This window comes from Microbacterium sp. LWO13-1.2, from assembly GCF_038397725.1.
Lineage (GTDB): Bacteria > Actinomycetota > Actinomycetes > Actinomycetales > Microbacteriaceae > Microbacterium.
Window position 1 is genome coordinate 2,445,647 of the sequence record NZ_CP151634.1, and the last position, 25,224, is coordinate 2,470,870.

The 25,224-nt window shown below is 67.3% G+C and carries 27 protein-coding genes; 17 read left to right on the forward strand and 10 right to left on the reverse strand.

The window, feature by feature from the left end:
- The first annotated feature begins 6 nt into the window (after positions 1 to 6).
- The gene (locus MRBLWO13_RS11500; protein WP_341974136.1) at positions 7 to 1,077 is read left to right on the forward strand and encodes an alcohol dehydrogenase catalytic domain-containing protein; all 1,071 of its coding nucleotides are present in this window, start codon (positions 7 to 9) and stop codon (positions 1,075 to 1,077) included.
- Here MRBLWO13_RS11500 and MRBLWO13_RS11505 read toward each other — a convergent pair.
- Positions 1,062 to 1,187, reverse strand: coding sequence for a hypothetical protein (locus MRBLWO13_RS11505; RefSeq protein ID WP_341974137.1), 126 nt, complete (start codon positions 1,185 to 1,187; stop codon positions 1,062 to 1,064). The two genes, MRBLWO13_RS11500 and MRBLWO13_RS11505, sit on opposite strands and share 16 nt — an antisense overlap.
- A 227-nt stretch (positions 1,188 to 1,414) precedes the next feature.
- Here MRBLWO13_RS11505 and MRBLWO13_RS11510 point away from each other — a divergent pair, with 227 nt between their 5' ends.
- Both MRBLWO13_RS11510 and pth read left to right on the forward strand, forming a co-directional pair.
- Entirely contained in the window at positions 1,415 to 2,017 is a 603-nt protein-coding gene (locus MRBLWO13_RS11510) for a 50S ribosomal protein L25/general stress protein Ctc (RefSeq protein WP_341974138.1), read from the forward strand.
- A gap of 126 nt (positions 2,018 to 2,143) precedes the next feature.
- Entirely contained in the window at positions 2,144 to 2,725 is a 582-nt protein-coding gene (gene pth / locus MRBLWO13_RS11515; RefSeq protein WP_341974139.1) for an aminoacyl-tRNA hydrolase, read from the forward strand.
- A 15-nt stretch (positions 2,726 to 2,740) separates the two neighbouring features.
- Here pth and MRBLWO13_RS11520 read toward each other — a convergent pair whose 3' ends face one another.
- Positions 2,741 to 3,367 carry a hypothetical protein gene (locus MRBLWO13_RS11520; RefSeq protein WP_341974140.1) on the reverse strand — a complete coding sequence of 209 codons (627 nt, stop codon included), beginning with the start codon at positions 3,365 to 3,367 and terminating at the stop codon, positions 2,741 to 2,743.
- 22 nt (positions 3,368 to 3,389) lie between these two features.
- Positions 3,390 to 4,397 carry a tryptophan--tRNA ligase gene (trpS, locus tag MRBLWO13_RS11525; RefSeq protein ID WP_341978362.1) on the reverse strand — a complete coding sequence of 336 codons (1,008 nt, stop codon included), beginning with the start codon at positions 4,395 to 4,397 and terminating at the stop codon, positions 3,390 to 3,392.
- Positions 4,398 to 4,452: 55 nt separating this feature from the next.
- On the opposite strand from trpS, the gene MRBLWO13_RS11530 reads away from it, so the two are divergent.
- From MRBLWO13_RS11530 to MRBLWO13_RS11545, 4 genes are read left to right on the forward strand one after another with little or no spacing between them, the layout of a single operon-like run.
- Positions 4,453 to 4,767: a hypothetical protein gene (locus MRBLWO13_RS11530; RefSeq protein WP_341974141.1), complete on the forward strand. Its 315-nt coding sequence runs from the start codon at positions 4,453 to 4,455 to the stop codon at positions 4,765 to 4,767.
- Positions 4,768 to 4,811: 44 nt separating this feature from the next.
- Positions 4,812 to 5,474: an SRPBCC family protein gene (locus tag MRBLWO13_RS11535; protein ID WP_341974142.1), complete on the forward strand. Its 663-nt coding sequence runs from the start codon at positions 4,812 to 4,814 to the stop codon at positions 5,472 to 5,474.
- On the forward strand, positions 5,471 to 6,157 hold the full coding sequence (locus MRBLWO13_RS11540) for a DUF4166 domain-containing protein (protein WP_341974143.1): 687 nt from the start codon (positions 5,471 to 5,473) through the stop codon (positions 6,155 to 6,157). The genes MRBLWO13_RS11535 and MRBLWO13_RS11540 overlap by 4 nt, the downstream gene beginning before the upstream one ends.
- On the forward strand, positions 6,154 to 6,801 hold the full coding sequence (locus MRBLWO13_RS11545; protein ID WP_341974144.1) for a DUF4166 domain-containing protein: 648 nt from the start codon (positions 6,154 to 6,156) through the stop codon (positions 6,799 to 6,801). The genes MRBLWO13_RS11540 and MRBLWO13_RS11545 overlap by 4 nt, the downstream gene beginning before the upstream one ends.
- On the opposite strand, the gene MRBLWO13_RS11550 is transcribed toward MRBLWO13_RS11545, so the two are convergent.
- From MRBLWO13_RS11550 to sdhC, 6 genes are read right to left on the reverse strand one after another with little or no spacing between them, the layout of a single operon-like run.
- Complete coding sequence (locus MRBLWO13_RS11550; RefSeq protein ID WP_341974145.1) at positions 6,789 to 7,628, reverse strand: exodeoxyribonuclease III; 840 nt, start codon at positions 7,626 to 7,628, stop codon at positions 6,789 to 6,791. The two genes, MRBLWO13_RS11545 and MRBLWO13_RS11550, sit on opposite strands and share 13 nt — an antisense overlap.
- Before the next feature lie 9 nt (positions 7,629 to 7,637).
- Positions 7,638 to 8,765 (reverse strand): YihY/virulence factor BrkB family protein, encoded by a 1,128-nt coding sequence (locus MRBLWO13_RS11555; RefSeq protein ID WP_341974146.1) that lies wholly within the window; start codon positions 8,763 to 8,765, stop codon positions 7,638 to 7,640.
- Between the two features lie 10 nt (positions 8,766 to 8,775).
- On the reverse strand, positions 8,776 to 9,534 hold the full coding sequence (locus MRBLWO13_RS11560) for a succinate dehydrogenase iron-sulfur subunit (RefSeq protein WP_341974147.1): 759 nt from the start codon (positions 9,532 to 9,534) through the stop codon (positions 8,776 to 8,778).
- 2 nt (positions 9,535 to 9,536) lie between these two features.
- Positions 9,537 to 11,363, reverse strand: a complete 1,827-nt coding sequence (gene sdhA / locus MRBLWO13_RS11565) for a succinate dehydrogenase flavoprotein subunit (RefSeq protein ID WP_341974148.1) — start codon at positions 11,361 to 11,363, stop codon at positions 9,537 to 9,539.
- 19 nt (positions 11,364 to 11,382) lie between these two features.
- A complete protein-coding gene (locus MRBLWO13_RS11570) occupies positions 11,383 to 11,826 on the reverse strand; it encodes a succinate dehydrogenase hydrophobic membrane anchor subunit (protein ID WP_341974149.1) in 444 nt (147 codons plus the stop codon).
- Entirely contained in the window at positions 11,826 to 12,260 is a 435-nt protein-coding gene (gene sdhC / locus MRBLWO13_RS11575; RefSeq protein WP_341974150.1) for a succinate dehydrogenase, cytochrome b556 subunit, read from the reverse strand. The genes MRBLWO13_RS11570 and sdhC overlap by 1 nt, the downstream gene beginning before the upstream one ends.
- Before the next feature lie 181 nt (positions 12,261 to 12,441).
- On the opposite strand from sdhC, the gene MRBLWO13_RS11580 reads away from it, so the two are divergent.
- From MRBLWO13_RS11580 to MRBLWO13_RS11625, 10 genes are all read left to right on the forward strand, one after another.
- Positions 12,442 to 13,557: a mannose-1-phosphate guanylyltransferase gene (locus tag MRBLWO13_RS11580; RefSeq protein ID WP_341974151.1), complete on the forward strand. Its 1,116-nt coding sequence runs from the start codon at positions 12,442 to 12,444 to the stop codon at positions 13,555 to 13,557.
- Between the two features lie 148 nt (positions 13,558 to 13,705).
- Positions 13,706 to 14,812, forward strand: coding sequence for a BMP family ABC transporter substrate-binding protein (locus MRBLWO13_RS11585; RefSeq protein ID WP_341974152.1), 1,107 nt, complete (start codon positions 13,706 to 13,708; stop codon positions 14,810 to 14,812).
- Between the two features lie 80 nt (positions 14,813 to 14,892).
- Positions 14,893 to 16,422, forward strand: a complete 1,530-nt coding sequence (locus MRBLWO13_RS11590; protein WP_341974153.1) for an ABC transporter ATP-binding protein — start codon at positions 14,893 to 14,895, stop codon at positions 16,420 to 16,422.
- Positions 16,419 to 17,660: an ABC transporter permease gene (locus MRBLWO13_RS11595; RefSeq protein WP_341974154.1), complete on the forward strand. Its 1,242-nt coding sequence runs from the start codon at positions 16,419 to 16,421 to the stop codon at positions 17,658 to 17,660. Before MRBLWO13_RS11590 ends, MRBLWO13_RS11595 begins: the two co-directional genes overlap by 4 nt.
- Positions 17,657 to 18,943 (forward strand): ABC transporter permease, encoded by a 1,287-nt coding sequence (locus tag MRBLWO13_RS11600; protein ID WP_341974155.1) that lies wholly within the window; start codon positions 17,657 to 17,659, stop codon positions 18,941 to 18,943. The genes MRBLWO13_RS11595 and MRBLWO13_RS11600 overlap by 4 nt, the downstream gene beginning before the upstream one ends.
- 2 nt (positions 18,944 to 18,945) lie before the next feature.
- A complete protein-coding gene (locus MRBLWO13_RS11605) occupies positions 18,946 to 19,344 on the forward strand; it encodes a cytidine deaminase (protein WP_341974156.1) in 399 nt (132 codons plus the stop codon).
- Positions 19,341 to 20,639 carry a thymidine phosphorylase gene (locus tag MRBLWO13_RS11610; RefSeq protein ID WP_341974157.1) on the forward strand — a complete coding sequence of 433 codons (1,299 nt, stop codon included), beginning with the start codon at positions 19,341 to 19,343 and terminating at the stop codon, positions 20,637 to 20,639. The genes MRBLWO13_RS11605 and MRBLWO13_RS11610 overlap by 4 nt, the downstream gene beginning before the upstream one ends.
- A gap of 76 nt (positions 20,640 to 20,715) precedes the next feature.
- A complete protein-coding gene (locus MRBLWO13_RS11615; protein WP_341974158.1) occupies positions 20,716 to 21,831 on the forward strand; it encodes an adenosine deaminase in 1,116 nt (371 codons plus the stop codon).
- Positions 21,831 to 22,952 carry a polysaccharide deacetylase family protein gene (locus tag MRBLWO13_RS11620; protein WP_341974159.1) on the forward strand — a complete coding sequence of 374 codons (1,122 nt, stop codon included), beginning with the start codon at positions 21,831 to 21,833 and terminating at the stop codon, positions 22,950 to 22,952. The genes MRBLWO13_RS11615 and MRBLWO13_RS11620 overlap by 1 nt, the downstream gene beginning before the upstream one ends.
- A gap of 35 nt (positions 22,953 to 22,987) precedes the next feature.
- Positions 22,988 to 23,848, forward strand: coding sequence for a carbohydrate kinase family protein (locus MRBLWO13_RS11625; protein WP_341974160.1), 861 nt, complete (start codon positions 22,988 to 22,990; stop codon positions 23,846 to 23,848).
- A 2-nt stretch (positions 23,849 to 23,850) separates the two neighbouring features.
- On the opposite strand, the gene MRBLWO13_RS11630 is transcribed toward MRBLWO13_RS11625, so the two are convergent.
- Entirely contained in the window at positions 23,851 to 25,140 is a 1,290-nt protein-coding gene (locus MRBLWO13_RS11630) for an NAD(P)/FAD-dependent oxidoreductase (RefSeq protein ID WP_341974161.1), read from the reverse strand.
- Positions 25,141 to 25,224: the final 84 nt, after the last annotated feature.

Genomic DNA, 25,224 nt, shown 5'->3' on the forward strand with positions numbered 1-25,224 from the left:
GCACACGTGGAGAATCTCGCCGTCGTCGCGCATGCGGCGAATGACCTGCGCATCGAGGACGTCGGAGCCCCGATGCCGGCCCCCCACGAAGCGATCGTCGACATCGCCTTCGGCGGCATCTGCGGATCGGACCTGCACTACTGGATGCACGGAGCGGCCGGCGCCTCGGTGCTCCGCGCACCGATGACTCTCGGCCATGAGGTCTCCGGCGTCGTCTCGGTGCCGGCTGCCGATGGGAGCGGCCCTGCCGAGGGAACACCGGTCGCCGTGCATCCGCTCACGCCGCAGGGCGATGGTCACACGCCGTGGCCTGCCGACCGGCCGAACCTCGCCCCGGCATCCACGTACCTCGGCTCGGCGATGCACGTGCCGCATACCCAGGGGGCTTTCGCGCGTCGCGTCGCCGTTCCCACCCGGATGCTGCACGCCGTCCCCGATGGCCTCGATCTGCGCATCGCTGCCCTCGCCGAGCCGGCCGCCGTCGCCTGGCACGCGGTGGCGCGCGCAGGACACGTGCGCGGTCGCAGCGTCGCCGTGATCGGAGCAGGACCCATCGGGCAGCTCGTCGCCGCGGTGGCGCAGCGCGCCGGAGCCTCCTCCATCACGGTCACCGACCTGCACCCGCAGCCCCGCGCGATCGCGGAGGCCCGCGGGGCGGTCGGGATCGACGCCAGGGACGCCGAAGCCATCGCCGCGCTGCACGCCGACGTCGTCGTCGAGTCCAGCGGCACCGTGCCCGGCCTGGCCGCCGCCATCTCCGCTGCTGTGCGCGGCGGAACGGTCGTGCTGCTCGGGCTGCAGCGGGCAGGAGAGATCGCCGTGCCAATGGCGACGGCGATCACGCGAGAGCTCTCGCTGATCGGATCGTTCCGGTTCGGCACGGAGTTCGGCGAGGTGATCGCGGCGCTGGCCGACGGCACGCTCGACGTCTCGGGAATCATCAGCCACGTGGAGCCGGCGCATGATGCGCTCGATGCCTTCGCGTTGGCCGCTGATCCTTCGCGATCATGCAAGGTGCTCCTCGACTTCGGTGTCGAAGCCGAAGGGGCGGATGCCCGAGATCAGTCCTTGCGGTAGCCCGACCGGCCGAGCGAGAAGAGAGCCGCGAACGTCAGGCCCGCGGCGCACACCGACATCGCTCCGATGAGCCAGAGGAGTGCGTGCGAGAGAAAGGCGCCGTCGAGCATGAGGGGTCTCCGTGTTCTGCGCAGAAAAAGCTGGTGTCCTCAGCCTACCGCGTCATCCGGTACCATTGAGGAGTACCTCGGCGAGGGACGCTTCCGCGCGTGCGCGAACGTCCGTTATCGACGCGGCGGAGCGAGCCCGGTGGCTTACCTCACGCGTTTGCGTTCGAGCCCACAATTCCAAGACCACCGCGCGGCCCCTTCGCTGCGTGCCCCGAAGGAGAATCCCCATGTCTGAAGACACCAAGGTCCACGCCGAGCTTCGCGAGAACTTCGGCAAGGGCTACGCCCGCCGCCTCCGCGCTGCCGGCAAGATCCCCGCCGTCATCTACGGCCATGGCACCGAGCCGGTGCACGTCGCGCTGCCGGGCCACCAGGTCTCGCTCATCATCCGCCGCGCCAACGCCGTGCTCGAGCTCGAGATCGACGGCAAGGGCGACCAGCTCACCCTCGTCAAGGACGTCCAGAAGGACCCCGTGCACCAGATCATCGAGCACATCGACCTGCTCGTCGTGAAGAAGGGCGAGAAGGTCGCGATCGACATCCCGATCATCGTCGTCGGCGAGTCCGCTTCCGGCACGATCGTGAACCAGGACGCGAACACCCTGTCGATCGAGGCCGAGGCCACGCACATCCCGCAGAACATCGAGGTCTCCGTCGAGGGTCTCGAGGAGGGCGCGCACATCACGGCCGCTGACGTCGTGCTGCCCAAGGGCTCGACGCTGCTCTCCGACCCCGATGTGCTCGTCGTCGCGATCTCCGTCCCGGCCGCCGCTGAGGCGACCGACGACGAGGCCGCTGCGGAAGAGACCACCGAGGCCGCTGCCGAGTAATCTCCGACCGGTTCGGAACAGAGGGGACGCGATCCGATCGCGTCCCCTCTGTCGTATCCGGCCGTCATACTGGTCGCGACCCCCGCTGCTGCAGGGCACGGGAGGTCGCGCGCGGAAGGACCACTGATGGCATCCACCTGGCTCGTGGTGGGACTCGGGAACCCGGGACCCCGGTACGAGGCGACCCGGCACAACATCGGCCAGCTCGTCGTCGACGAACTGGCGGCACGCCGCAGCGAGAGCTTCCGCGAGCACAAGGGCGGAGCTCGCGTCGTCGAGACCTGGCTGCGGCCGGGCGCCGACAAGCTGGTGCTGGCGAAGCCGAACACGTTCATGAACGTCTCCGGTACCCCGGTCGCCGCTCTCGCCCGCTTCTACTCGGTACCCGCAGAGCAGGTCATCGTCGTGCACGATGAACTGGACATCCCGTTCGACACGGTGAAACTGAAGATCGGCGGCGGCCACGGCGGCCACAACGGGGTTCGCGACGTCGCGAGTGCGATCGGCACCGCCGACTTCCCGCGTGTGCGCGTGGGCATCGGACGTCCGCCCGGACGTCAGGATGCGGCGGACTGGGTGCTCGCACCTTTCGGCAAAGAGGAGCGGGCGAACGTGCCGATCCTCGTCTCCGATGCGGCGGACGCCGTCGAACTGCTTGTCGCGGAAGGACTGCTCGCGGCGCAGCAGAAGCACCACGCGCCGCGCTGAGCGCTGTCCTTTGCGTCAGCTGGAGTAGTCGTAGTCGATGAAGCCGGCGGCCGTCCCGGTGCTCAGGGCGATCACCAGCACGACGAAGAAGATGAGCGGCGCGATGATCGCGACGACAAGAGCCGCGATGCCCTGTCCTCGGCCCTGTCGGCGTCGGATCGCGATGATCCCCACGACGATCGCTGCGATGCCGAGCAACGTACCGGCCCAGAATGCGAGCTCCGCCCACAGCACCTGGTCGCGGGCGGGGGAGAGGAAGGCGAGCGAGTCGACGTCGCTCATGTAATCGGCTGCGCCGGGGATGCGCCGGCCGATCTCGTATGCGGCGAAGCCGACGATGATCGGGGTCGCGACGGCGGCGACGAGGGAGAAGATCAGCGCCAGGGTGCCGAGGAACGGCGATCGCCGCTCGGGGGCGGCCGGCACCGGATAAGCGCCGGCCGGGGCCGCGTAGCCGCCCACCGGCACGTGGTAGGCGCCCGGAGGCGCCTGGTAGACCGGTGCCTGCGGGTGCGCCGGAGCGACGGGCTGCGGATATCCGGGTGCGACCGGCGGCTGCGGGAAGGCGGGGGCCGGTACCGTTCCGTACGGTGCCGCCGGAACGGGAGGCACGCCGGGCGGGGGCAGCTGCGGATCAGTCACGACCCCATCCTAACGGCGAGTGTCAGACGCGTCGCAGCAGGCCGACGCGATCGTAGACGGTGCGGAGAGTGACGTCGGCGACGGCATCCGCCCGCCCGGCGTTCGCGGCGAGGATGCGATCGAGCTCGGCCGGGTCGTCGAGGAGCTCGAGGGCTCGCGCTCTGACCGGCTCGAACTCGTTGACGACGACCTCGGCGAGGCCCTTCTTGAAGTCGCCGTACCCGCGACCTGCGTACTCGTCTTCGATCGACGGCACCTGACGGCCGGTGAGGGCCGCATAGATCGTCAGCAGATTGGAGACGCCCGGCTTGTTCTCCCGGTCGAACCGCACCGATCCCTCGTTGTCGGTGACAGCGCGCATGATCTTCTTCGCCGACTTCGCCGGGTCGTCCAGCATCCAGATGACGCCCGCGTCGCTCTCTGCGGACTTCGACATCTTGGAGGTCGGGTTCTGCAGGTCGTAGATGCGCGCGGTGTCCTTCTGGATCACCGGGTTCGGCACCGTGAAAGTCTCGCCGAAGCGCGAGTTGAAGCGCTCTGCGAGGTCGCGTGTGAGTTCGACATGCTGCTTCTGGTCGTCGCCGACCGGCACCACGTCGGTCTGATACAGCAGGATGTCCGCTGCCATCAGGACCGGGTAGGTGAACAGGCCGACGCTCGCCGCGTCCTGCCCGTAGCGTGCCGACTTGTCCTTGAACTGGGTCATCCTGCCGGCTTCGCCGAACCCGGTGATGGTGCCCAGAATCCAGGCGAGTTCAGTGTGCGCGCGGACGTGCGATTGCACGTACAGCGTCGACTGCGAGGGTTCGATGCCCGCCGCGATGTACTGCGCGGCCGTGCGACGGGTCTTCTCCCGCAGTTCGGCCGGGTCCTGCGCGACGGTGAGCGCGTGCAGGTCGACCACCGAGAAGTAGGCGTCGTATGCGCTCTGCAGATCACGCCACTGCAGGAGCGCGCCGATGTAGTTGCCGATCTGAAGAGAATCGGCGGATGGCTGCATTCCTGAGTAGAGGCGAGGTTTCGTCACGATATCAATCCTATGGTGATGCTGGTGGCGCAGAATCCGGTGCTGGCAGACTTGGCCGATGGTGCAGGTGCAGACGGCGTCGGGTGACCGCGTCATCCGGATCGTCGGAGGTGTGCTCGCCGCGGGGTTCGGAGTGCCCTTCCTGCTGCTCGGCGGGACGGCCCTCAGCAGCCGCTTCGGGTGGGGCGCCGGCGATCCGCACGGATACGCGATGATCTTCGGCACGGTCCTCGCGCTCGGGCTGGGCCTGCTCACAGCCGTCGTGGTGCCGCTGATCTTCCGCTTCAGCCTCCGGGGCGCCGCCTACACGTGGAGCATGCTCGTCTACGTGCTCGTCGCTGTCGGACTCATCGCGGCGCTGCTCACGGCGTGATGGTCACGCAGGGCGCGTCGAGAACGAACATCTAGGCTGGGCGCATGAAGACCCCGCACGGCCGGAGGAGGCGCGCTCACGCGACGCAGGATCGCGCGCTCTACGTCGAGATTCTCATTCGGGCACCCCTGGAGACGGTGTGGGAACGCACTCAGGACCCCACCTCGCACGTGCGCTGGGATGCCCGTTTCACGTCGATCAGGCCCACGCGAGTCCGCGAGAACGGGGCGCAGGAGTTCGATTACGAGCTCGACCTCGGACTGCACAAGATCCGTGGCACCGGTTCTTCTCTCGGCACCCGTCACGGTCGGCACGGCGAGCGCACCTCCGCCCTCGTCTTCGATTCTGCCGACCGGCTCTCGCCGCTCGGCAGCGGTCGCGGCTATTGGCGTTACATCCCGACGGATGATGGAGTGCGTTTCCTCACCGGATACGACTATCAGCCGGGCTGGGGTCCGATCGGCCGAATCCTCGACCCGCTGATCACACGGCGGTTCGTCTGGTGGCTCACCGCGTGGAGTTTCGATCGGCTCCGGATCTGGGCAGAGGAGGATGTCGTTCCCGAGAAGACGACCTGGTGGCGCTCGTTGCTCCCTGGAGAACGACAGCGGGCTCGCGCCGGACGCTGCATGTCGCGTCCCGCGCGCGATGACGGCCGCTCCGTGATGCAAGCCGCCCCCGATTCGCTCGCGGAGATCACCTCATGATGCCGACCGACGGCGTGTTCCGCCGTGCACTGGGTGCCGATTTCGAGCGCCTGCATCCGCAGCTGCAGCGGCGATTCGGTGTCGGTGTCGCTGCCGGCTACGGCTGCATCGGGCGCGGTGTGATGTCGGAGGTGCGGCGTGGACCGTGGTGGACGCTGCCGTTCCTGGCGTTCGGGACCCTGCGCAACATCATGTTCCCCGAGAAGGGGCAGAACATCCCGTTCCAGATCGACAACCACGCCTACGTCGACAGCCTCGGCCGAGAGACCGTCACCTTCGTGCGGACGATGGATATCCGACCGGGGCGCCGTCGCCGCTTCGATGCGACGATGATCTACAGCGAGCGTCGCGGCAGGATCGTGGACTACCTGGGCACGCATCAGCATCTCGCGGTGGATCTCGACCTGTCCGTCACCGACGACGGCGGTCTGCGCCTGGCCTCGGGCGCGCAGCGGTTCTATGAGGGCCCGGTGTCGTTCCGGTTCCCGATGCTGTTCAGCGGCCGAGCCCACCTCACCGAGCACTACGACGAAGAGCGGCAGTGCTTCGTCATCGATCTCGAGGTGCGAAATGCGCTGCTCGGTTTCCTCTTCGGGTACCGCGGGGAGTTCGCCTGCGAGTTTCCGGAGGGCACGGACGCGCCGCAGACAGCGAAGCCCTACCGCGAAGAGCGTCGCGAGTGATCGCACAGGGCGACGTCTTCCTCCGTGCACTGGGTGTCCGATCGCAACAGCTCCATCCGGCGATCCTGGCGCAGCTGAGGCAGCCCCACGCCCCGGAGGACTCCGTGCACGGAGTCTTCGAGACGGCGGGCAGCCGGTTCGGACGGCTGGCGTTCCTCGCCCGTCCCGTCCTCGGGTCGTCGCTGCTCCTCACCCGCTTCGGCGCAGACGTGCCTTTCGTGCTGACCGCGCGTGCATCGAGAACCGCCGCAGGTCGCGCGGTGCTGGAGACGACACGCCGATTCGAGTTTCCCGGGGCGACGGAGGTGATCAGCGATCGTCTCGTCGAGGATCCTGAGGCCGGTGGTCTGCGCAACCTCCTCGGCGATCGCCGGCGGGTCGAGCTCATCCTGGACTGCACGGTGACGGATCACGGATCGCTCCGGATGCAGTCCCGCCACGTCGCCCTGGTTCTTGGAGGGCGACGGATCCCGCTCCGAGGGCCCTTCGGGATCGTCGTCTCCGTCGAAGACGGGTGGGACGCCGAGCATCAGCGGAGGACCATCGCGATGGAAGCTCGACACCCGCTGCTGGGTACCGTCCTGGAGTATCGCGGCTGGTACCGGCCGAACGATCTCGGCGACGCCGAATCTCAGTACGAGTAGTCGACGACCACCGGCGCGTGATCGCTCCAGCGCTGGTCGTAGGACGCCGCTCGAGCCACGTGATAGGCGCCGACGCGCTCCGCGAGGGCGGGGGAGGCGAGGTGGTAATCGATGCGCCAGCCGGTGTCGTTGTCGAACGCCTGACCGCGTGCCGACCACCACGTGTACGGCCCCTCGACCTCGCCGTGGAAGCGTCGGCCCACGTCGACCCAGCCGAGACCCGGACCCACTGATCCGTCGACACCGGTGATCTCGGCTCCGGCCGCACCGAGGAAGCGATCGAAATAGGCGCGCTCACGCGGCAGGAAGCCGGACTTCTTGCGGTTGCCCCGCCAGTTCTTGATGTCGAGTTCGCGGTGCCCGACGTTGAGGTCGCCGGTGACGACCGCGAGGGCATCGTCGGCTGCGAGCTCGCTCAGGCGCGGTCCGAAGGCCTCGAGGAAGCGCCACTTCTCTTCTTGGCGCGGCGTCTCGGCTTCGCCGGAGTGCACGTAGGCACTGACGATGGTGATCGGCCGGTCGCCGAGGACGAAGTCCCCTTCGAGCCAGCGCCCCTTCGAATCGAAGTCGTCGTCACCGAATGCGGTGCGGGTCGCGAGGGCGGGGGTGCGGCTCACGATCGCGACGCCGGCGCGTCCCTTCGCGGTGGCCTCGTCGTGCACGATCGACCAGCCGGGGAAGGCGGCCTCGAGATGCTCGTCCTGCCCGCGGACCTCCTGCAGAGTGAGCACATCGACATCGGCAGAATCCAGCCAGGCGTGCATCCCATTGCGGACCGAGGCCCGAATTCCGTTGACATTGACTGTGGCGACACGCAGATGAGGCATGCCTCAAGCCTAACGAGCGTCTCCGACATCGTCGTTCCGTCTCGGGGGCTCTACCACCGCGACCCCCGCTTCCTCGGCCTCCTCGAGGGCTCTGCGCCATTCGGTGCGTGCACGACGCAGGCGATGGGAGACGAGGGGTGCTCGCCACCACGCGGCGTCGTCGAGAGCTTCCTGAGTCCGCTGAACGCGCACCCGTGCGGCGATCACGAGCGCCTGCACTTCGTCCTCGTGCGTGATGCTCTCCGCCTTCGCCATCAGCGGCTGGTCATGATCTGCGGCGCCGACCGCGATCCAGGACGCCGCGACGAGGACGACGATCGAGACCGCCCGGCACCAGAGCAGGATCGCGACGGCGACGGCGAAGGTCGCCAGGAGCGGGTTCGTGGGGGTGTGCGACAACAGCAGACCTGCTCCGAGCTGCAGCACGACGACAGCTCCGCCGCCGATCAGTGCGCCGGGCAGGACGCGCCGCCAGCGCAGCGATGTTCCGGTGAGGTAGCGCACCAGCAGCGCAAGAGCGGCGGCATCCATCGCGAACGCGATGAGGATCGACGATATCCGCACGCCGACCTCGTACATCGGCCGGGACGCGTCTCCGCCGAAGGCCTCGACGGCCTGCGCGAGCGCCCAGACCCCGAACACGCTGAGCGCCGATCCGAGAAGCAGCGACAGCCCGAACGCGGCTGCGGCGATGAGATCCCAGAGCTTCAGCAGCAGGAAGTTGCGCGCATCGAAGGGGAGTCCGAAGATGTCGCGGATCGCGCGACGGGTGAAGGTCACGGCGGTCGTGGCGGACCAGATCACGACGATCGCCGCGATGGCACCGGTCACGCTGAGCACGCCCGTCGTCGACTGGGCGATCGCTTCGACCTCGGCAGGGGACGCGACGCCGTTCTTACTGATCAGCCCGGGAATGTAGGCGTTCGCGCCATCGATGAGGGCGCGGATCGCGCGCGGGCTTCCGCCGAGCCAGAGGCCGGCGCCCGCGAACGCGATGTAGAGCAACGCGAACAGGGCGAACAAACCCTGATAGCTCATCCCCGCCGAGAGGAGGAAGCCGTTCTGCCGCAGGAAGTGCCGCCAGACCCGCACCGGAAAGGACGCGATCACGCGCTCCTTCAGGTGTCTGGCGCGCACGGCCGTACGCTCAGCGACCGCCGCGCAGCACAGCCTGCTTGACCTCGGCGATGGCCTTGGTGACCTCGATGCCGCGCGGGCATGCCTCGGAGCAGTTGAAGGTCGTGCGGCAGCGCCAGACGCCCTCTTTGTCGTTGAGGATGTCGAGACGCACCGCGGCGTTGTCGTCGCGCGAGTCGAAGATGAAGCGGTGCGCGTTGACGATCGCGGCCGGGCCGAAGTACTGGCCGTCGGTCCAGAACACCGGGCACGACGACGTGCACGCCGCGCACAGAATGCACTTCGTGGTGTCGTCGAAGATCTCGCGGTCGGCGATCGACTGGACGCGCTCCTTGCCCTTCTCGGGGACGGAGCCGGCGACGAGGAACGGCTGAACTTCGCGGTAGGACGCGAAGAACGGCTCCATGTCGACGACGAGGTCCTTCTCCAGCGGGAGGCCCTTGATGGCCTCGACGTAGATCGGCTTGGAGATGTCCAAGTCCTTGATCAGGGTCTTGCAGGCGAGACGGTTGCGACCGTTGATGCGCATCGCGTCCGAGCCGCAGATGCCGTGCGCACAGGAGCGACGGAAGGTGAGCGAGCCGTCGACTTCCCACTTGATCTTGTGCAGGGCGTCGAGTACACGGTCGGTGGAGTAGAGCTCCACGTCGTAGTCGACCCAGTGCGGTTCCGCGTCGACCTCGGGGTCGAATCGGCGGATGTTGAAGGTGACGATGAACGATTGGATGGGGGCATCCGCAGCGGGCGCGTCGGCTATGGCTTTCGACATGCTCAGTACTTCCTCTCCATGGGCGGGTAGTTCAACTCGCCCTTCTCGTTCTTGGTGAACACGACGGGCTTCCAGTCCAGCTTGATGTGGTCGCTCGGCGTGGACGAGTGCGCGTCGCCGGTCAGGTACGCCATCGTGTGCTGCATGTACTTCTCGTCGTTGCGGTTCGGGAAGTCGTCGCGCATGTGGCCGCCACGGCTCTCTTGGCGGTTCTGTGCGGCGTAGACGACGACCTCGGCGATGTCGAGGAGGAACCCCAGCTCGACGGCCTCGAGCAGGTCGGTGTTGAACCGCTGACCCTTGTCGTCGACGTGCACGTTCCGGTAGCGGTCGCGCAGCTCCTTGATCACGCCGAGGACGTGCTCGAGCGAGTCGTGGGTGCGGAACACCTGCGCGCCCTTGTCCATCTCGTCCTGCAGCGCCTTGCGGAGCACTGCGATGCGCTCGGTGCCCTGGTTGTTGCGCAGGCCGTCGAGCATGCCCTTGACGAAACCGGCCGGGTCCTCCGGCAGCGGCACGAACTCGGCGGTCTTGACGTATTCGACGGCCTGACGGCCGGCGCGCTTGCCGAAGACGTTGATGTCCAGGAGCGAGTTGGTGCCGAGACGGTTCGCGCCGTGCACGGAGACGCACGCGCACTCGCCGGCCGCGTACAGACCCGGCACGACGGTGGTGTTGTCGGCCAGCACCTCGGCGTTGTTGTTCGTGGGGATGCCGCCCATGGCGTAGTGCGCTGTCGGCATCACCGGGACCGGCTCGACCACCGGGTCGACGCCCAGGTAGGTGCGGGCGAACTCGGTGATGTCGGGGAGCTTGGTCTCGAGGACCTCGGCTCCCAGGTGCGTGCAGTCCAGCAGCACGTAGTCCTTGTGCGGTCCGGCGCCGCGGCCCTCTGCGACCTCCTGGACCATGCAACGGGCGACGATGTCACGCGGGGCGAGGTCCTTGATGGTGGGGGCGTAGCGCTCCATGAAGCGCTCACCGGAGGCGTTGCGCAGGATCGCGCCCTCACCGCGGGCTCCCTCGGTGAGAAGGATGCCGAGACCGGCGAGGCCGGTCGGGTGGAACTGGAAGAACTCGAGGTCCTCGAGGGGGAGGCCCTTGCGCCAGACGATTCCGACGCCGTCACCGGTGAGGGTGTGGGCGTTGGAGGTGGTCTTGAAGATCTTGCCGAAGCCGCCCGTCGCGAAGATCACGGCCTTCGCCTGGAACACGTGCAGCTCCCCGGTGGAGAGGTCGTAGGCCACGACGCCCGAGATCTCGGTCTTGCCGTCGGCATCCTTCACCGTCAGCAGATCGAGCACGTAGAACTCGTTGAAGAAGTTGATACCGAGCTTGACGCAGTTCTGGAACAGCGTCTGCAGAATCATGTGACCGGTGCGGTCGGCGGCGTAGCACGCGCGGCGCACCGGGGTCTTGCCGTGCTCTGCGGTGTGCCCGCCGAAGCGGCGCTGATCGATCTTGCCCTCGGGGGTGCGGTTGAAGGGAAGACCCATGTTCTCGAGGTCGATGACCGCGTCGATGGCTTCCTTCGCGAGGATCTCCGCAGCATCCTGATCGACCAGGTAGTCGCCGCCCTTGACGGTGTCGAAGGTGTGCCACTCCCAGGAGTCCTCTTCGACGTTCGCGAGGGCGGCGGCCATGCCGCCCTGCGCGGCACCCGTGTGCGAGCGCGTCGGATAGAGCTTCGAGATCACGGCGGTCTTCGCGCCGGAGCCGGCCTCGATCGCCGCGCGCATCCCGGCGCCGCCGGCGCCGACGATGACGATGTCGAACTGGTGGTAGTGCACGCCGTCGCGGACGACGGAATCCTGGGTCTCAGTAGTCACTTCTCGTATGCCTTCTCTTCTACTTGCCCAGTGCCTGGCAGGTGTCCCACAGCGAGCTCGCCTCGGTCACACCCAGGCACGGGTCGAACGTGAACACGACGAGGGTGCCGAGGATGATCAGGAGTCCGGCGGCGAGGACGATCGCGCCGACCAGGACCTTGCGCACCTTCTCGGTCGTCACGTAGTCGTTGACGATCGTGCGCATGCCGTTCGCGCCGTGCAGCAGCGCGAGCCACAGCATCAGCACGTCCCACCACTGCCAGAACGGCGTGGCGAACTTGCCGGCGATGAAGGCGAAGTCCAGCGCGTGGATGCCTTCGCCGACCATCAGGTTGACGAACAGGTGCCCGAAGATGAGCACGACCAGGATGACGCCGGAGCCGCGCATGAAGAGCCAGCCCCACTTCTCCAGGTTGACGCCGCGCTGACGGCGCGCCGGGGCTGCGACGGTCTGCGTGGCCATCAGTGTCCTCCTCCGAAGGCGGCGAAAGCGAGCATCAGGTGGCGCGGCACGAAGCCGGCCATGATGATGCCCCACACGAGAAGCACGCCCCAGAACAGCTGTCGCTGGTACTTCGCGCCCTTCGACCAGAAGTCGACCGCGATGATGCGCAGGCCGTTCATCGCGTGGAACACGATGCCGGCGACGAGGACGACCTCGCCGAGCGCCATGATCGGGTTCTTGTACGTGCCGATGACGGCGTTGTACGCCTCCGGCGACACCCTGATCAGCGCCGTGTCGAGCACGTGCACCAATAGGAAGAAGAAGATGGCGACTCCGGTGATGCGATGAAGCACCCACGACCACATGCCTTCGCGGCCCCGGTAGAGGGTGCCGCGCGGGGTCTTGGAAGTGGTTTCCGAAATCGACGGTGTCAAGCGAGCGCTTGTGGACACGGTCGTCCTCCCTGGATCGATGTGACTCGGTCGCGTGCTGCGCTTGTCCAAGTGTGAGCCCGTAATGTCGCAGGCACGCCCGATCGGGATCCATCCTATTCCCGCCGGAAGCCCTGGAGCGACGAAGGGGAACCTAAGTGTCTCGACGTCGAGACGTATCGAGGGAGGATACGCTGGCCCGATGACCGAGCCCATCGAAGACTTCTACGCGGTGATTCCGGCCGGAGGCATCGGCAGCAGGCTGTGGCCGCTCTCCCGCGCGGATGCGCCGAAGTTCCTGCACGATCTCACCGGATCGGGTCACTCGCTCCTGCGCGACACGTGGGATCGACTCGAACCGCTGGCCGGCCCCGACCGGATCGCCGTCGTCACCGGTCGCGCCCACCGCGCCGCCGTCGAGGGCGAGCTTCCCGGGATCGCAGATCTCAATGTCTTCCTCGAGTCCGAGCCCAGGGAATCCGCGGCGGCGATCGGGCTCGCCGCCGCCATCCTGCATCGTCGTGAACCCGACGTGATCATCGGCTCGTTCAGTGCCGATCATGTGATCCGCGGAACCCAGGTCTTCGAGTGGGCGGTGCAGCAGGCGGTGCAGGTCGCCAGGGAGGGCTACATCTGCACCATCGGGATTCCGCCGACGGAACCGTCCGTCGGTTTCGGATACATCAAGAAGGCCGGGGAACTGGTCGTATCCGGAGCTCCGGAGGCGGCTCTCGTGGAGCGGTTCGTCGAGAAACCCGACCTGGAGACGGCCAAGGAGTACATCGCCGACCGCAACTACCTCTGGAACGCCGGCATGTTCATCGCGAAGGCGAGCGTGCTGCTCGAGGAGCTCGCCCGCAACGAGCCGGAGTTGCACGCCGGACTGCAGGAGCTCGCCGACGCCTGGGACGACCGCGAACTCCGCGGGCCGGCGGTCGACCGGATCTGGCCGGGGCTGAAGAAGATCGCGATCGACTACGCCGTGGCGGAACCCGCCGCCGAGCTCGGACGGCTCGCCGTGATCCCCGGTCACTTCGACTGGGACGACGTCGGCGACTTCGCCTCGCTCACCAAGCTCATCACGCACGGCCGCAAGAACGACCTGGCCGTCCTGGGCCCCAACGCACGCGTGCTGTCGGACGCCGCGAGCGGCATCCTGGTCAGTCAGACGTCCCGGGTGATCAGCCTCATCGGGGTGCAGGACATCGTCGTGGTCGACACCCCGGACGCCCTGCTGGTGACGACGGTGGAGCACGCGCAGCGCGTCAAGGGCGTCGTCGAGTCGCTCAAGCTGACCGGTCGGGGCGACGTGCTCTGATGAGCATGTCCACATGCTCATCGGCTGTCTTGGTTTCAGCTTTGTAACCATTCGATAGCGGCTCTGCCTCGGGCGTGCACAAATCCTGAAACAGTGGGTAACTTTGAGCGATCCGCGATGGCCGCGGATTCGCTCAGGGAGGCACGAGTTGACCATCTCCACCACCAAGAAGCTGCTTGGCGCGACGGCAGTCGCCGGCGTCATCTTCGCACTCGCAGGCTGCGGCCAGGCGCCCACTGAAACCCCCGATGGTGGCGACGCCGGTCCCGCCGTCGACAACTTCAAGCCATGCATGGTCTCCGATGAGGGCGGCTTCGACGACAAGTCCTTCAACCAGCTCGGATTCGAAGGTCTGACCAAGGCCGCCGACGAGCTCGGTGTCGAGGTCAGCAAGACCGAGTCGAAGTCGGCGAGCGACTACGTGTCCAACCTCGACGCGCTCGCGTCCGAGGGCTGCACGTTCATCGTCTCGGTCGGCTTCAAGCTCAGCGCCCCGACCATCGAGGCGGCGACCGCGAACCCCGACATCCAGTACGCGATCATCGACGACTGGGCCGACGCCGACTTCGACGGCGAGACGGATGCTCCGAACATCAAGCCCCTGGTCTTCGACACCGCCCAGGCTGCGTTCCTCGGCGGTTACGCCGCGGCGTCGTACTCCGAGTCCGGCACGGTCGGCACCTTCGGTGGCGCCAAGATCCCGCCGGTGACGATCTTCATGGACGGCTTCCAGCTCGGCGTCGAGCACTTCAACAAGGAGAAGAGCGAAGACGTCAAGGTCGTCGGCTGGGACATCGCCTCGCAGGAGGGCCAGTTCACCGACGAGTTCGCCGCGAACGACAAGGCGAAGCAGGTTGCTCAGGGCATCATCGACCAGGGCGCCGATGTGCTGCTGCCGGTCGGCGGTCCGATCTACCAGTCCGCTGCACAGGCGATCCGTGACTCCGGCGGCAACATCGCCCTGATGGGCGTCGACGCCGATGTGTTCACCACTGACCCGAGCGTCGGCGACCTGCTCCTCGTGTCGATCATGAAGGGTATGGACGTCGCGGTCTACGACGCGGTGATGGAGGCTGCCGAGGGCAACTTCGACGCCACCCCGTTCGTCGGGACGCTGGAGAACGGCGGCGTCTCGCTGTCTGAGTTCCATGACTTCGAGAGCAAGGTCGACCCGGCACTCGCCGACGAGCTCAAGGCGATCCAGGAAGGCATCATCGACGGTTCGATCAAGGTCGAGTCGCCGGCATCGCCGTAACCGAAATCTGCAGTACAGGACGCGGCCGGACAGATGCTCAGCATCTGTCCGGCCGCTCCTCTGATCGATAGATTGAGATTATGAAGCTTGAGCTCCGTGGGATTACCAAGCGCTTCGGTTCCCTCGTCGCGAACGACCACATCAGCCTCACCGTCGAGCCGGGCCAGATCCACTGCCTGCTCGGCGAGAACGGCGCGGGGAAGTCGACGCTGATGAACGTCCTCTACGGGCTGTACACGGCCGACGAGGGGGAGATCCTTCTCGACGACGTGGTGCAGCACTTCGCCGGTCCTGGCGACGCGATGGCAGCGGGCATCGGCATGGTGCACCAGCACTTCATGCTCATCCCCGTCTTCACCGTCGCCGAGAACGTCATGCTCGGCCACGAGAAGACCGGTTTCGCCGGTCGACTCGATCTGGCCGCTGCTCGCGCGCACGTGCGCGCCGTCAGCCAGCGCTTCGGATTCGAGATCGACCCGGACGCCATCGTCGGCGACCTCCCGGTCGGCGTCCAGCAGCGCGTCGAGATCATCAAGGCGCTCTCCCGTGATGCCAAGGTGCTGGTCTTCGACGAACCGACCGCGGTACTCACCCCTCAGGAGACCGACGAGCTGATGGGCATCATGCGCCAGCTCCGCGATGAGGGCACGGCGATCGTCTTCATCACCCACAAACTGCGTGAGGTCCGCGAAGTGGCGGACAAGATCACGGTCATCCGCCTCGGCAAGGTCGTCGGCGAGGCCGACCCCACCGCATCCAACACCGAGATGGCAGCGCTCATGGTCGGTCGCGCGGTCGAGCTCACCGTGAGCAAGGGAGAGCCCAACCTCCGCAGCGGCGGACTCGTGGTCGATCGCCTTCGGGTGATCGACGAGGCGGGGCAGATCGTCGTCAACGACGTGAGCTTCGAAGTGCGACCGGGCGAGATCCTCGCGATCGCCGGGGTGCAGGGCAACGGCCAGACCGAGCTCACCGAGGCGATCATCGGACTGCAGCACAAGGCCACCGGCAGCATCACCCTCGACGGCGAAGAACTGCTCGGCCGCAGTGTCCAGGGCGTCATCGATGCGGGCGTCGGCTTCGTCCCCGAGGACCGCAAGGAAGACGGCCTGGTCGGCGAGTTCAGCGTCGCCGAGAACCTCATCCTCAACCGCTCCTCCGACGGCGCCCCCTTCTTCCGGGTCGCCACGCTCCAGCGCAAAGCTCTCGACGCCTTCGCGAGAGAGCAGATCGACGAGTTCGACATCCGCACCCAGGGGCCGGATGCCGCCGCCGGGCGTCTGTCCGGCGGCAACCAGCAGAAGGTCGTCCTCGCGCGTGAACTGAGTCGCGAGCTGAAGCTCTTCGTGGCATCGCAGCCGACCAGGGGCATCGACGTCGGTTCCATCGAATTCGTGCACGAGCGCATCGTCGAGACCAGGGACTCCGGCGTTCCGGTCATCGTGGTCTCCACGGAACTCGACGAGGTATCGGCACTCGCCGACCGGATCGCGGTCATGTACCGCGGTGGCATCGTCGGCATCGTGCCGGGTAATGCTCCGCGCGAGGTGCTCGGACTCATGATGGCCGGCGAGTTGCCCGGCGCCGCGGAGAAGGAGGTCGCCTCGTGAGTGGAGTCGCCGAGAAGAAGACAGAGGTCGAGGCCGCGCCTCGGCAGAACACCGTCATCCGCGACATCGCCGGAGGAAGCGCCGTTCGCGCCGTGCTGGCGATCGTCCTCGCGATGCTCATCGGCGGCGTCCTCATCGCTGCGACCAATCCGGACGTGCAGAGGGCGACAGGGTATTTCTTCCAGAAGCCGGGCGACACGTTCGCCGCGATCTGGGAGGCGGTCTCCGGCGCCTACGCCGCACTGTTCCGCGGGGCGATCTACAACTACAACGCGCCGAACTTCCTGCGCGCGATCAAGCCGATCACCGACACCCTGAACTTCGCCACGCCGCTCATCGCGGCCGGCCTCGGTGTCGCGCTGGCGTTCCGCGTCGGCCTGTTCAACATCGGTGGCCGGGGCCAGATGCTCATGGGCGTCGCTGCGGCATCCGTCGTCGCTTTCACCGTGCAGGCCCCGATCTTCATCCACCTCCCGCTGACCATCATCGCCGGACTTCTCGGCGGCATGGTCTGGGGTGGACTCGTCGGGTTCCTCAAGGCGAAGACGGGCGCGCACGAGGTGATCCTGACGATCATGCTCAACTTCATCGCGTACTACTTCATCTCCTGGCTGCTGGCCACGCCCGGTCTGCTGCAGCGCCCAGGGGGATCGCAGCCGATCTCCCCGCCCACGCCGGAGACGGCGCAGTTCCCGCTGCTGTTCACGGCACCGCTCTCGGTGAACGCAGGCTTCCTGGTCTCGATCCTCGCCGTGGTCTTCGTGTGGTGGCTCATCGAGCGATCCAGCCTCGGGTTCCGGATGCGTGCGGTGGGGGAGAACCCCAACGCCGCCCGGGCCGCCGGCGTCAACGTCGGCCGCACCATCGTCTACGCGATGGGCATCGCCGGCGCTCTGGCCGGACTCGCCGGCGTCAATCAGATGTCGGGCACGATCACGAGCGGTTTCGAGGCCGGAATCGATGCCGGTATCGGCTTCGACGCGATCACCGTCGCGCTCCTCGGCCGCAGCCGGGCGTGGGGCGTGCTCTGGGCCGGCATCCTGTTCGGGGCGCTCAAGGCGGGCAGTTTCACGATGCAGACCTCGCAGGACATCCCGGTCGACATCGTCCTCGTCGTGCAGGCGCTGATCGTGCTCTTCATCGCGGCACCCCCGCTGATCCGCGCGATCTTCTTCCTCCCGAAGGAGGGCGCATCGCCCCGTCCCGTGCGTCGCGCGAAGAAGGAGGTGGCCGCATGAGCGCCATCGCAGCCACCACCGCAGCCGACGGCACGATCCTTCGCGAGACGGTGCGCCAGCGCAGCTTCAAGCTGCCGATCTCGCTCGGCATCGTCGCAGTGCTTCTCCTTCTGCTCGCCCTCCCGGCGGGCCGAAGCGGCACGAGCGTCTTCCGCCTCGCGGACCGCACGTCTTCGCTGGCATTGCCGGACATCGGAGTCCCGACGTGGCCGACGGTGTTCGTCAGCTCCCTCATCCTCGTCGCCCTCGCCGTCTACGCGACCGTTCGTGTGATGGGCTACCGGCGCGTCGGCCTCTGGCTGCCGATCGTGTTCGCGTTCGTCGCCGTCTTCGCGTTCCTCACCTGGTCGGCCGCAGACGGTCTCGTCCCCGTCACCGGACTGCTCTTCGGCGCCGTCTCGCTGTCGGTGCCGCTGATCTTCGGAGCCCTCGGCGGCGTCATCGGTGAGCGCGCCGGTGTCGTGAACGTCGCGATCGAGGCGCAGTTCCTGCTGGCGGCTTTCAGTTCCGCACTCGTCGCGTCGATGACCGGGAGCTACGTCATCGGAATCATTGCGGCCATGGTGGGTGGCGCCCTCGTGGCTGCCGTGCTCGCCCTCTTCGCGATCCGTTACATCGTCGATCAGGTCATCGTCGGTGTCGTGCTCAACGTGCTCATCACCGGACTGACGAGCTTCCTGCACGGTGCGCTGATGCGCCAGAACGAGGCCCTGTTCAACACGCCGCCGCGACTGCCGAGGATCCCGATCCCGCTGCTCCACGAGATTCCGGTGCTCGGCCCGGTGCTGTTCAACCAGACGCTGATCGTGTACCTCATGTACATCGCAGTGCCGCTGGTCGCCTGGGCGCTCTACCGGTCGCGCTGGGGTCTCCGCCTCCGCGCGGTCGGCGAGCACCCGCAGGCGGCAGACACCGTTGGCATCAAGGTGAACCCGACGCGCTTCTGGAACCTCCTGCTCGCCGGCTCCATCGCCGGTATCGGCGGTGCGTACTTCACGCTCGGATCGGTCGGAGCCTTCGACAAGGAGATGACGGACGGTCTCGGCTTCATCGCCCTCGCCGCGGTGATCTTCGGCGGCTGGGATCCGATCAGGGCGACGCTCGCGGCGATCCTCTTCGGGTTCTCGATGAACCTGGAGACGCTGCTGAGCAATCTCGGATCCCCGATCCCCGGTGAGTTCATGAAGATGCTGCCGTACGTGGTGACCGTGCTCGCCGTTGTCGGATTCGCAGGCAAGGTCCGCGCACCCGCCGCCGACGGCAAGCCGTACATCAAGGGATAGTGATGACAGACATCGATTGGGACGAGCTGCGTCAGGTCGCCACCGACGCGATGGAGAAGGCGTACGCGCCATACTCGCGCTACAAGGTGGGTGCCGCCGCGCTCGTGGGCGACGGACGGATCGTCGCCGGCTGCAACGTGGAGAACGCCTCCTACGGCGTCACCCTGTGCGCGGAATGCGCCTTGGTCGGCGACCTGCACATGTCCGGCGGCGGCCAGCTGGTCGCCTTCGTGTGCGTCAACAACGACGGGCAGACGATCATGCCGTGCGGCCGCTGCCGTCAGCTGCTGTTCGAGCACGCGATGCCCGGGATGCTGCTGGAGACCGTCTCCGGCATCCGCACGATCGACGAGGTGCTGCCGGACGCGTTCGGCCCCCGAGACCTGGAGGACGCACGATGAGCGTTGAGCCCTACGACGCGGTGGACGTCATCCGTGCCAAGCGCGACGGCGGCGTCGTCGCCGAGCCGGCGCTGCGATGGATGGTCGACGCCTACACCCGCGGATACGTGTCCGACGCGCAGATGGCATCGTTCGCGATGGCCGTCTTCCAGCGCGGCATGGAGCGCGACGAGATCCGGGTGCTCACCGACGCGATGATCGCTTCGGGGGAGCGGATGAGCTTCGCATCCCTCGGCAAGAAGACCGTCGACAAGCACTCCACCGGTGGCGTCGGCGACAAGATCACCCTGCCGCTCGCGCCGCTCGTCGCCGTGTTCGGCGTCGCGGTGCCGCAGCTGAGCGGTCGTGGCCTCGGTCACACCGGTGGCACGCTCGACAAGCTGGAGTCGATCCCCGGCTGGCGCGCGGCGCTTTCCAACGAGGAGATGTTCGCGCAGATGCAGGGCGACGTCGGCGCCGTGATCTGCGCGGCCGGCTCCGGCCTCGCGCCGGCCGACAAGAAGCTCTACGCGCTGCGCGACGTGACCGGCACGGTCGAGGCGATCCCGCTGATCGCGTCGAGCATCATGTCGAAGAAGATCGCAGAGGGCACGGATGCTCTCGTGCTCGACGTGAAATTCGGATCCGGCGCGTTCATGCAGGACATCGACCGCGCCCGCGAATTGGCCCGCACCATGGTCGCGCTCGGCACGGACTCCGGTGTCGCCACCACGGCGCTCCTCACAGACATGAACGTGCCGCTCGGGCTCGCGATCGGCAACGCGAACGAGGTCCGCGAGTCGGTGGAGATCCTCGCCGGTGGCGGGCCGGCCGACGTCCGCGAGCTGACGCTCGCGCTGGCCAGGGAGATGCTCGCCCTGGCAGGTCAGCCGGATGCCGACGTCGAGGCGGCTCTCGACGACGGCCGCGCGATGGACAGCTGGAAGGCGATGATCCGCGCGCAGGACGGCGATCCGGATGCTCCGCTGCCGACCGCGCGCGAGACCCATGTCGTCACAGCCTCGGCCGATGGCGTGATGACGCGTCTGGACGCACTGCCCTTCGGGATCGCGGCATGGCGTCTCGGCGCCGGCCGTGCGCGCGCAGAGGACCCGGTGATCTTCGAGGCGGGTATCGACCTGCATGCGAAGCCTGGGGAGCGCGTCGTGGCAGGTCAGCCGCTGTTCACTCTCTCCGCCGCAGACGAGGCTCGCTTCCCGCGCGCTCTCGAGGCGGTCGAGGGTGCCTGGGAGATCGGTGACGAGGCCTCGGTGAGGGCATCGGGGCCGCTCGTTCGGGAGCGGATCACCGCGTAGTCTGAATCTCAGGTCCGACGGTGCATTCCGTCTGCCTGCGGTGCGCTCAAAGACCGGAAACGAAGGGGTACATTCCATGTCGATCGATCCGAACGGCGACGTCACCATTCAGGGGACCTCGCTGCGAAGCCTTCCCAAGGTGTCGCTGCACGACCACCTCGACGGCGCCCTGCGTCCGGCGACGATCATCGAGCTGGCGGATGCCGCGGGAATCGACGTCCCCGAGACGAAGCCGGCGGCGCTGGGGAAGTGGTTCACGAAGCAGAGCGATTCCGGCTCGCTCGTCGAGTACCTGAAGACCTTCGACCTGACGACCGCCGTCATGCAGACGCAGGAGGGGCTGACCCGGGTCGCCCGCGAGTTCGTCCAGGATCTCGCCGCGGATGGCGTGATCTACGGGGAGGTCCGCTGGGCCCCCGAGCAGCACCTGTCCGGTGGGCTCTCGCTCGAGCAGACGGTCGAGGCGGTGCAGCAAGGGATCGAGGAGGGCGAGGATGCCGCAGACCGCGCCGGCAGCAGCATCCGCGTCGGCCAGCTGATCACCGCGATGCGGCACACCGATCGCGCACGGGAGATCGCCGAGCTCGCGGTCGCCTTCCGCGGACGCGGCGCCGTCGGCTTCGACATCGCCGGCCCCGAAGACGGCTTCCCGGCGTCGAATCACCGAGCTGCCTTCGACTATCTCGCCGAGAACTTCTTCCCGGTGACGGTGCACGCGGGTGAGGCTGCCGGTCTCGCCTCGATCCGTTCCGCGCTGATCGACGGACGGGCCTTGCGCCTCGGTCACGGCGTCCGCATCGCCGAAGACCTGCAGGTGATCACGCAGGAGGGCGACGAGGTGCAGGTGCAGTTCGGCGACCTCGCCCGCTGGGTCCGCGATCGGGAGATCCCACTGGAGCTCTCGCCGTCTTCGAACCTGCAGACCGGCGCGATCGCGGCCTGGGGTACCGAGCTCGCCGACCACCCCTTCGATCTGCTGTACCAGCTGGGCTTCGCCGTCACGGTCAATGTCGACAACCGCACCATGAGCGGCACGTCGCTGACTCGAGAGCTCGCTCTGCTCGTCGAGGCGTTCGAGTACGACCTCGACGACCTCGAGACGTTCCAGTTCAACGCCGCAGCGGCGACGTTCCTCCCCGTCGAGGAGCGCGAAGAGCTCGTCGAGATGATCGCGGAGGGGTTCGAGGTCTGATGAGGTCGCGACTTCAGCGTCGACGCCGAGCCATCACGCTCATCGTCGCGGCCGTCGTTCTGATCGGTGGGGGCGCGACCGCAGCCGCGCTCTGGTTCAACCGTGCGGCGGACCAGCCGCCGGCCGCGACCGACGAAGGCGCAAAGCCCCCGCCCACGCCGACCCAGAAGCCGCTGTCACCGGCCGAGCAGTTGCTCGCCGACGCCGACGATCCGATGGCGTGCGCTGTCAGCTTCGCCGGAGACGGTATCGCGCTCGAACCCGCGCTGCAGTCGCAGAACGGCCTGTACCAGGCACTGCCGATCCCCGATGCGGATGGTCGGGTCTTCGCCGGCTGGTACGCGACCCCGGAGGATGCCGCGGCGTTCACGGTCGCCGGTCGCATCAACGGCGCCGACCCCGTCGCCTGCGTCGAACAGCAGATCGAGCTGCACGCCGCGTGGAAGACCCCCGACGAGAACGTCGCCGAGAACGCTCAGGTCCCGATCCTGATGTATCACCAGTTCACGACCAATCCGGAAGGGGAGGAAGGCTGGCTCCGGGGCAACTACGCGTACATCGGCGACTTCGACGCGCAGATGAACCACATCGCGACCACCGGGTTCTACCTGCCGACGTGGGATGAGCTCAGCGCGTTCATCGACGGACGACTGTTCCTGCCCGCCCGTTCGGTGATCATCACGGACGACGACGCGGATCAGACCTGGTTCGACCTCGCGGTGCCCGTGGTGGACAAGTACAAATTGCTGACCACCTCGTTCATGATCACCGCGTACCGTCAGGATCCGCCGCCGTCCACGTATGTGCTGCGCCGCTCGCACACGCACGACATGCATCAGGCCGGAGACAACGGCAAGGGGCGGATGGTGAACTGGTCGGCCGACGAGATCGCCGCGGATCTGAACGCGTCCGGCGACATCCTCGGAGTCCGTGAGGTCATCGCCTACCCGTTCGGCCATTACAACGACACCTCCAAGCAGGGGGTCGCGCAGGCCGGTTACGAGATGGCGCGCACGATCGAACCGGGAACCGTAGGGATCGGCACGGACAAGTTCGCGTTGCCCGTGGTCCGCATCGACTACGGGATGGGCCTGGACTCGTTGATCAACCGCATCGGCTGATCTCGACGCGCGCGGGACTGCGCGAAGATGAGGGGGTGACCTCGCCCTCCGTCTTCATCGCCGGCCCCGCTTCGTGGAACTCGATCGTCGTACTCGATCGTCTGCCGGAACCCGTTCCGCACATGCAGTTCGCCGAGGAGACGTGGGAGACGGTCGGCGGCACGAGTGCCGGGAAGGCATTGAGCCTGACCGCTCTTGGTCGGTCGAGCCTGCTGTACGCCTTCGCGGGCGTCGACGCTGCCGGTACGCACGTGCGCGAAGCGCTGCAGGCGGCAGGGGTGCCGGTGGAGTGGGGACACAGCGACATCACCGAACGCCACCTCAACCTGATGACGAGGACGGGCGGACGCGTCTCGCTGTACCTGTCCACTCCATCCGCTCAGACCGGGTCGAACGACGCGGCGCTGACGCCGATGATGTTGGATTCCGACGCCATCGTGCTCGATCTCGCAGCCGAACCGTTGCGTCTGCTGCCCGCTGCGCGCCAGACCGGGCGACCGATCTGGGTCGACGTGCACGACTACGACGGCGAGGCCGAGTACCACCGGCCGTTTCTCGATGCGGCGGATGCCGTGTTCTGCAATGCCGATCGACTGGCCGATCCCGTCGGATTCCTGCGCGCCTGCATCGACGGCGGTGCGACGCTCGCGGTGTGCACGCTCGGCGCTGAGGGCGCGGTCGGGGTGGATGTCGAGGGCACTGTGCATCGCGTCAGCGCCGTCCCGGTGCCGGTCATCGACACGAACGGCGCCGGTGACGCATTCTTCGCCGGTGTCCTGGACGCGCGGCTTTCCGGGTGTTCGGTGCCGGAGTCGCTCGAGGCGGGGGCGCGATCGGCGTCGGTCGTGCTGGGGAGCCGGCACCTGCACCCGCTCTTGGACCCGATCCTGGGCTGACCTCAGCGCGAGTCCAACCCCCGATTCTCCTGTCGGACCGCGGCACGGTAGGCGTCCTTGTTCACGTAGTGAGCCATCCGATCGAGCCGGAGGTAGCGGTAGCCTCCGGTGAGGTCGGGCCAGGGCTCTCCGGTGACCCGTTCCCGGAATCGACGGGCTCGGTCCGGCGCCCTCTCCACCGCCGCGAGATAACCGGCCAGGAGATCGGCCTGTTCGGCGCGGCCCTGCCAACCGATCCCGGACGCCTCGATCATGCCCACGACGTAGAGACCGTTGAATGACGCGGGGAACATGTTCAGGAACAGCCGAGGCGCAGCCCCCTGCCAATGCAGATGCTCCCGGTCGACGAAGGGGTAATCGAGCCGGTAACCGGTGGCCAGAAGCACCAGATCGTACTCGCCTGTGCTCCCGTCGCGGAAGTGCACGGTCTTCTCCTCGAGACGGTCGATATCCGGGCGGATGCGCAGATCGCCCTGACCGAGATGATGCAGGACCAGCGTGTTCACGATCGGGTGCGACTCGTAGATCCGGTAGTCCGGCTTCGGGAATCCGAACCGCACCGGATCGCCGGTGAATGCCCGGAGTACTCGCGAATCGACTGCCTGCTTGAGCCGTGCGGGAAGCGGACGGCCCCGATTGAGTGTGTCGCTCGGGCGGCCGAACAGGTAGCGCGGCACGAAGTAGTAGCCGCGGCGCACGCTCATGTCGACGGACGTCGCGTGGTGCACGGCATCCACGGCGATGTCGCACCCCGAGTTCCCCGCTCCCACCACGAGTACGCGTTTGCCGGTCAGCTGGAGCGCGGACGTGTAGTTGCTCGTGTGCATCAGCGCGCCGGAGAAGCGGCCGGGGAACGCGGGAACGCTCGGCTCGGCCAGGGTGCCGTTCGCGAGGATCACGCCGGCGTACCACCGGGTCTTCGCGCCGTCCGGACCTTCGGCGGTCAGATCCCACCCGTCGTCCCGCGGTTCCAGGCGCGTCACTCGGGTGTCGAATCGGAAGAGCGGCGTGAGTCCGAAGTGGGAGGCGTAGTCCTGGAAGTAGGTGAGCAGCTCCCGATGGCTCGGATAGTCCGCCGTGCTCGTCATCGGGTACTCGGCGAACTCGGTCGTCGTGCGGGAGGAGATCAGATGCGCGGATTCGTACATCGTGCTGCGCGGATTCGTGATGTCCCAGAGGCCGCCGACATCATGCGACGCCTCGTAGCCATCGACCTCGATGCCCTGCTTCTGCAGCGCCCTGGCCGCGGCGAGTCCCGAGGGCCCGGCACCGATGACGGCGTATCTGTTCATACCGCTCCCCGCACGACGCTGTGCTCGACCTCGAAATGCTCGATCGTGCTTGTGACCGATGCTAGCGGCAGCCGCACCGGGGCG

Coding starts and splice junctions, on each gene's coding strand:
- MRBLWO13_RS11510 (WP_341974138.1), top strand. CDS start 1,415: ATGTCTGAAGACACCAAGGTCCACGCCGAGCTTCGCGAGAACTTCGGC.
- MRBLWO13_RS11630 (WP_341974161.1), bottom strand. CDS start 25,140: ATGAACAGATACGCCGTCATCGGTGCCGGGCCCTCGGGACTCGCCGCG.
- MRBLWO13_RS11540 (WP_341974143.1), top strand. CDS start 5,471: ATGATGCCGACCGACGGCGTGTTCCGCCGTGCACTGGGTGCCGATTTC.
- MRBLWO13_RS11535 (WP_341974142.1), top strand. CDS start 4,812: ATGAAGACCCCGCACGGCCGGAGGAGGCGCGCTCACGCGACGCAGGAT.
- MRBLWO13_RS11570 (WP_341974149.1), bottom strand. CDS start 11,826: ATGGCCACGCAGACCGTCGCAGCCCCGGCGCGCCGTCAGCGCGGCGTC.
- MRBLWO13_RS11505 (WP_341974137.1), bottom strand. CDS start 1,187: ATGCTCGACGGCGCCTTTCTCTCGCACGCACTCCTCTGGCTCATCGGA.
- MRBLWO13_RS11605 (WP_341974156.1), top strand. CDS start 18,946: ATGACAGACATCGATTGGGACGAGCTGCGTCAGGTCGCCACCGACGCG.
- MRBLWO13_RS11610 (WP_341974157.1), top strand. CDS start 19,341: ATGAGCGTTGAGCCCTACGACGCGGTGGACGTCATCCGTGCCAAGCGC.
- MRBLWO13_RS11620 (WP_341974159.1), top strand. CDS start 21,831: ATGAGGTCGCGACTTCAGCGTCGACGCCGAGCCATCACGCTCATCGTC.
- MRBLWO13_RS11590 (WP_341974153.1), top strand. CDS start 14,893: ATGAAGCTTGAGCTCCGTGGGATTACCAAGCGCTTCGGTTCCCTCGTC.
- MRBLWO13_RS11530 (WP_341974141.1), top strand. CDS start 4,453: ATGGTGCAGGTGCAGACGGCGTCGGGTGACCGCGTCATCCGGATCGTC.
- MRBLWO13_RS11550 (WP_341974145.1), bottom strand. CDS start 7,628: ATGCCTCATCTGCGTGTCGCCACAGTCAATGTCAACGGAATTCGGGCC.
- MRBLWO13_RS11615 (WP_341974158.1), top strand. CDS start 20,716: ATGTCGATCGATCCGAACGGCGACGTCACCATTCAGGGGACCTCGCTG.
- MRBLWO13_RS11560 (WP_341974147.1), bottom strand. CDS start 9,534: ATGTCGAAAGCCATAGCCGACGCGCCCGCTGCGGATGCCCCCATCCAA.
- pth (WP_341974139.1), top strand. CDS start 2,144: ATGGCATCCACCTGGCTCGTGGTGGGACTCGGGAACCCGGGACCCCGG.
- MRBLWO13_RS11580 (WP_341974151.1), top strand. CDS start 12,442: ATGACCGAGCCCATCGAAGACTTCTACGCGGTGATTCCGGCCGGAGGC.
- MRBLWO13_RS11600 (WP_341974155.1), top strand. CDS start 17,657: ATGAGCGCCATCGCAGCCACCACCGCAGCCGACGGCACGATCCTTCGC.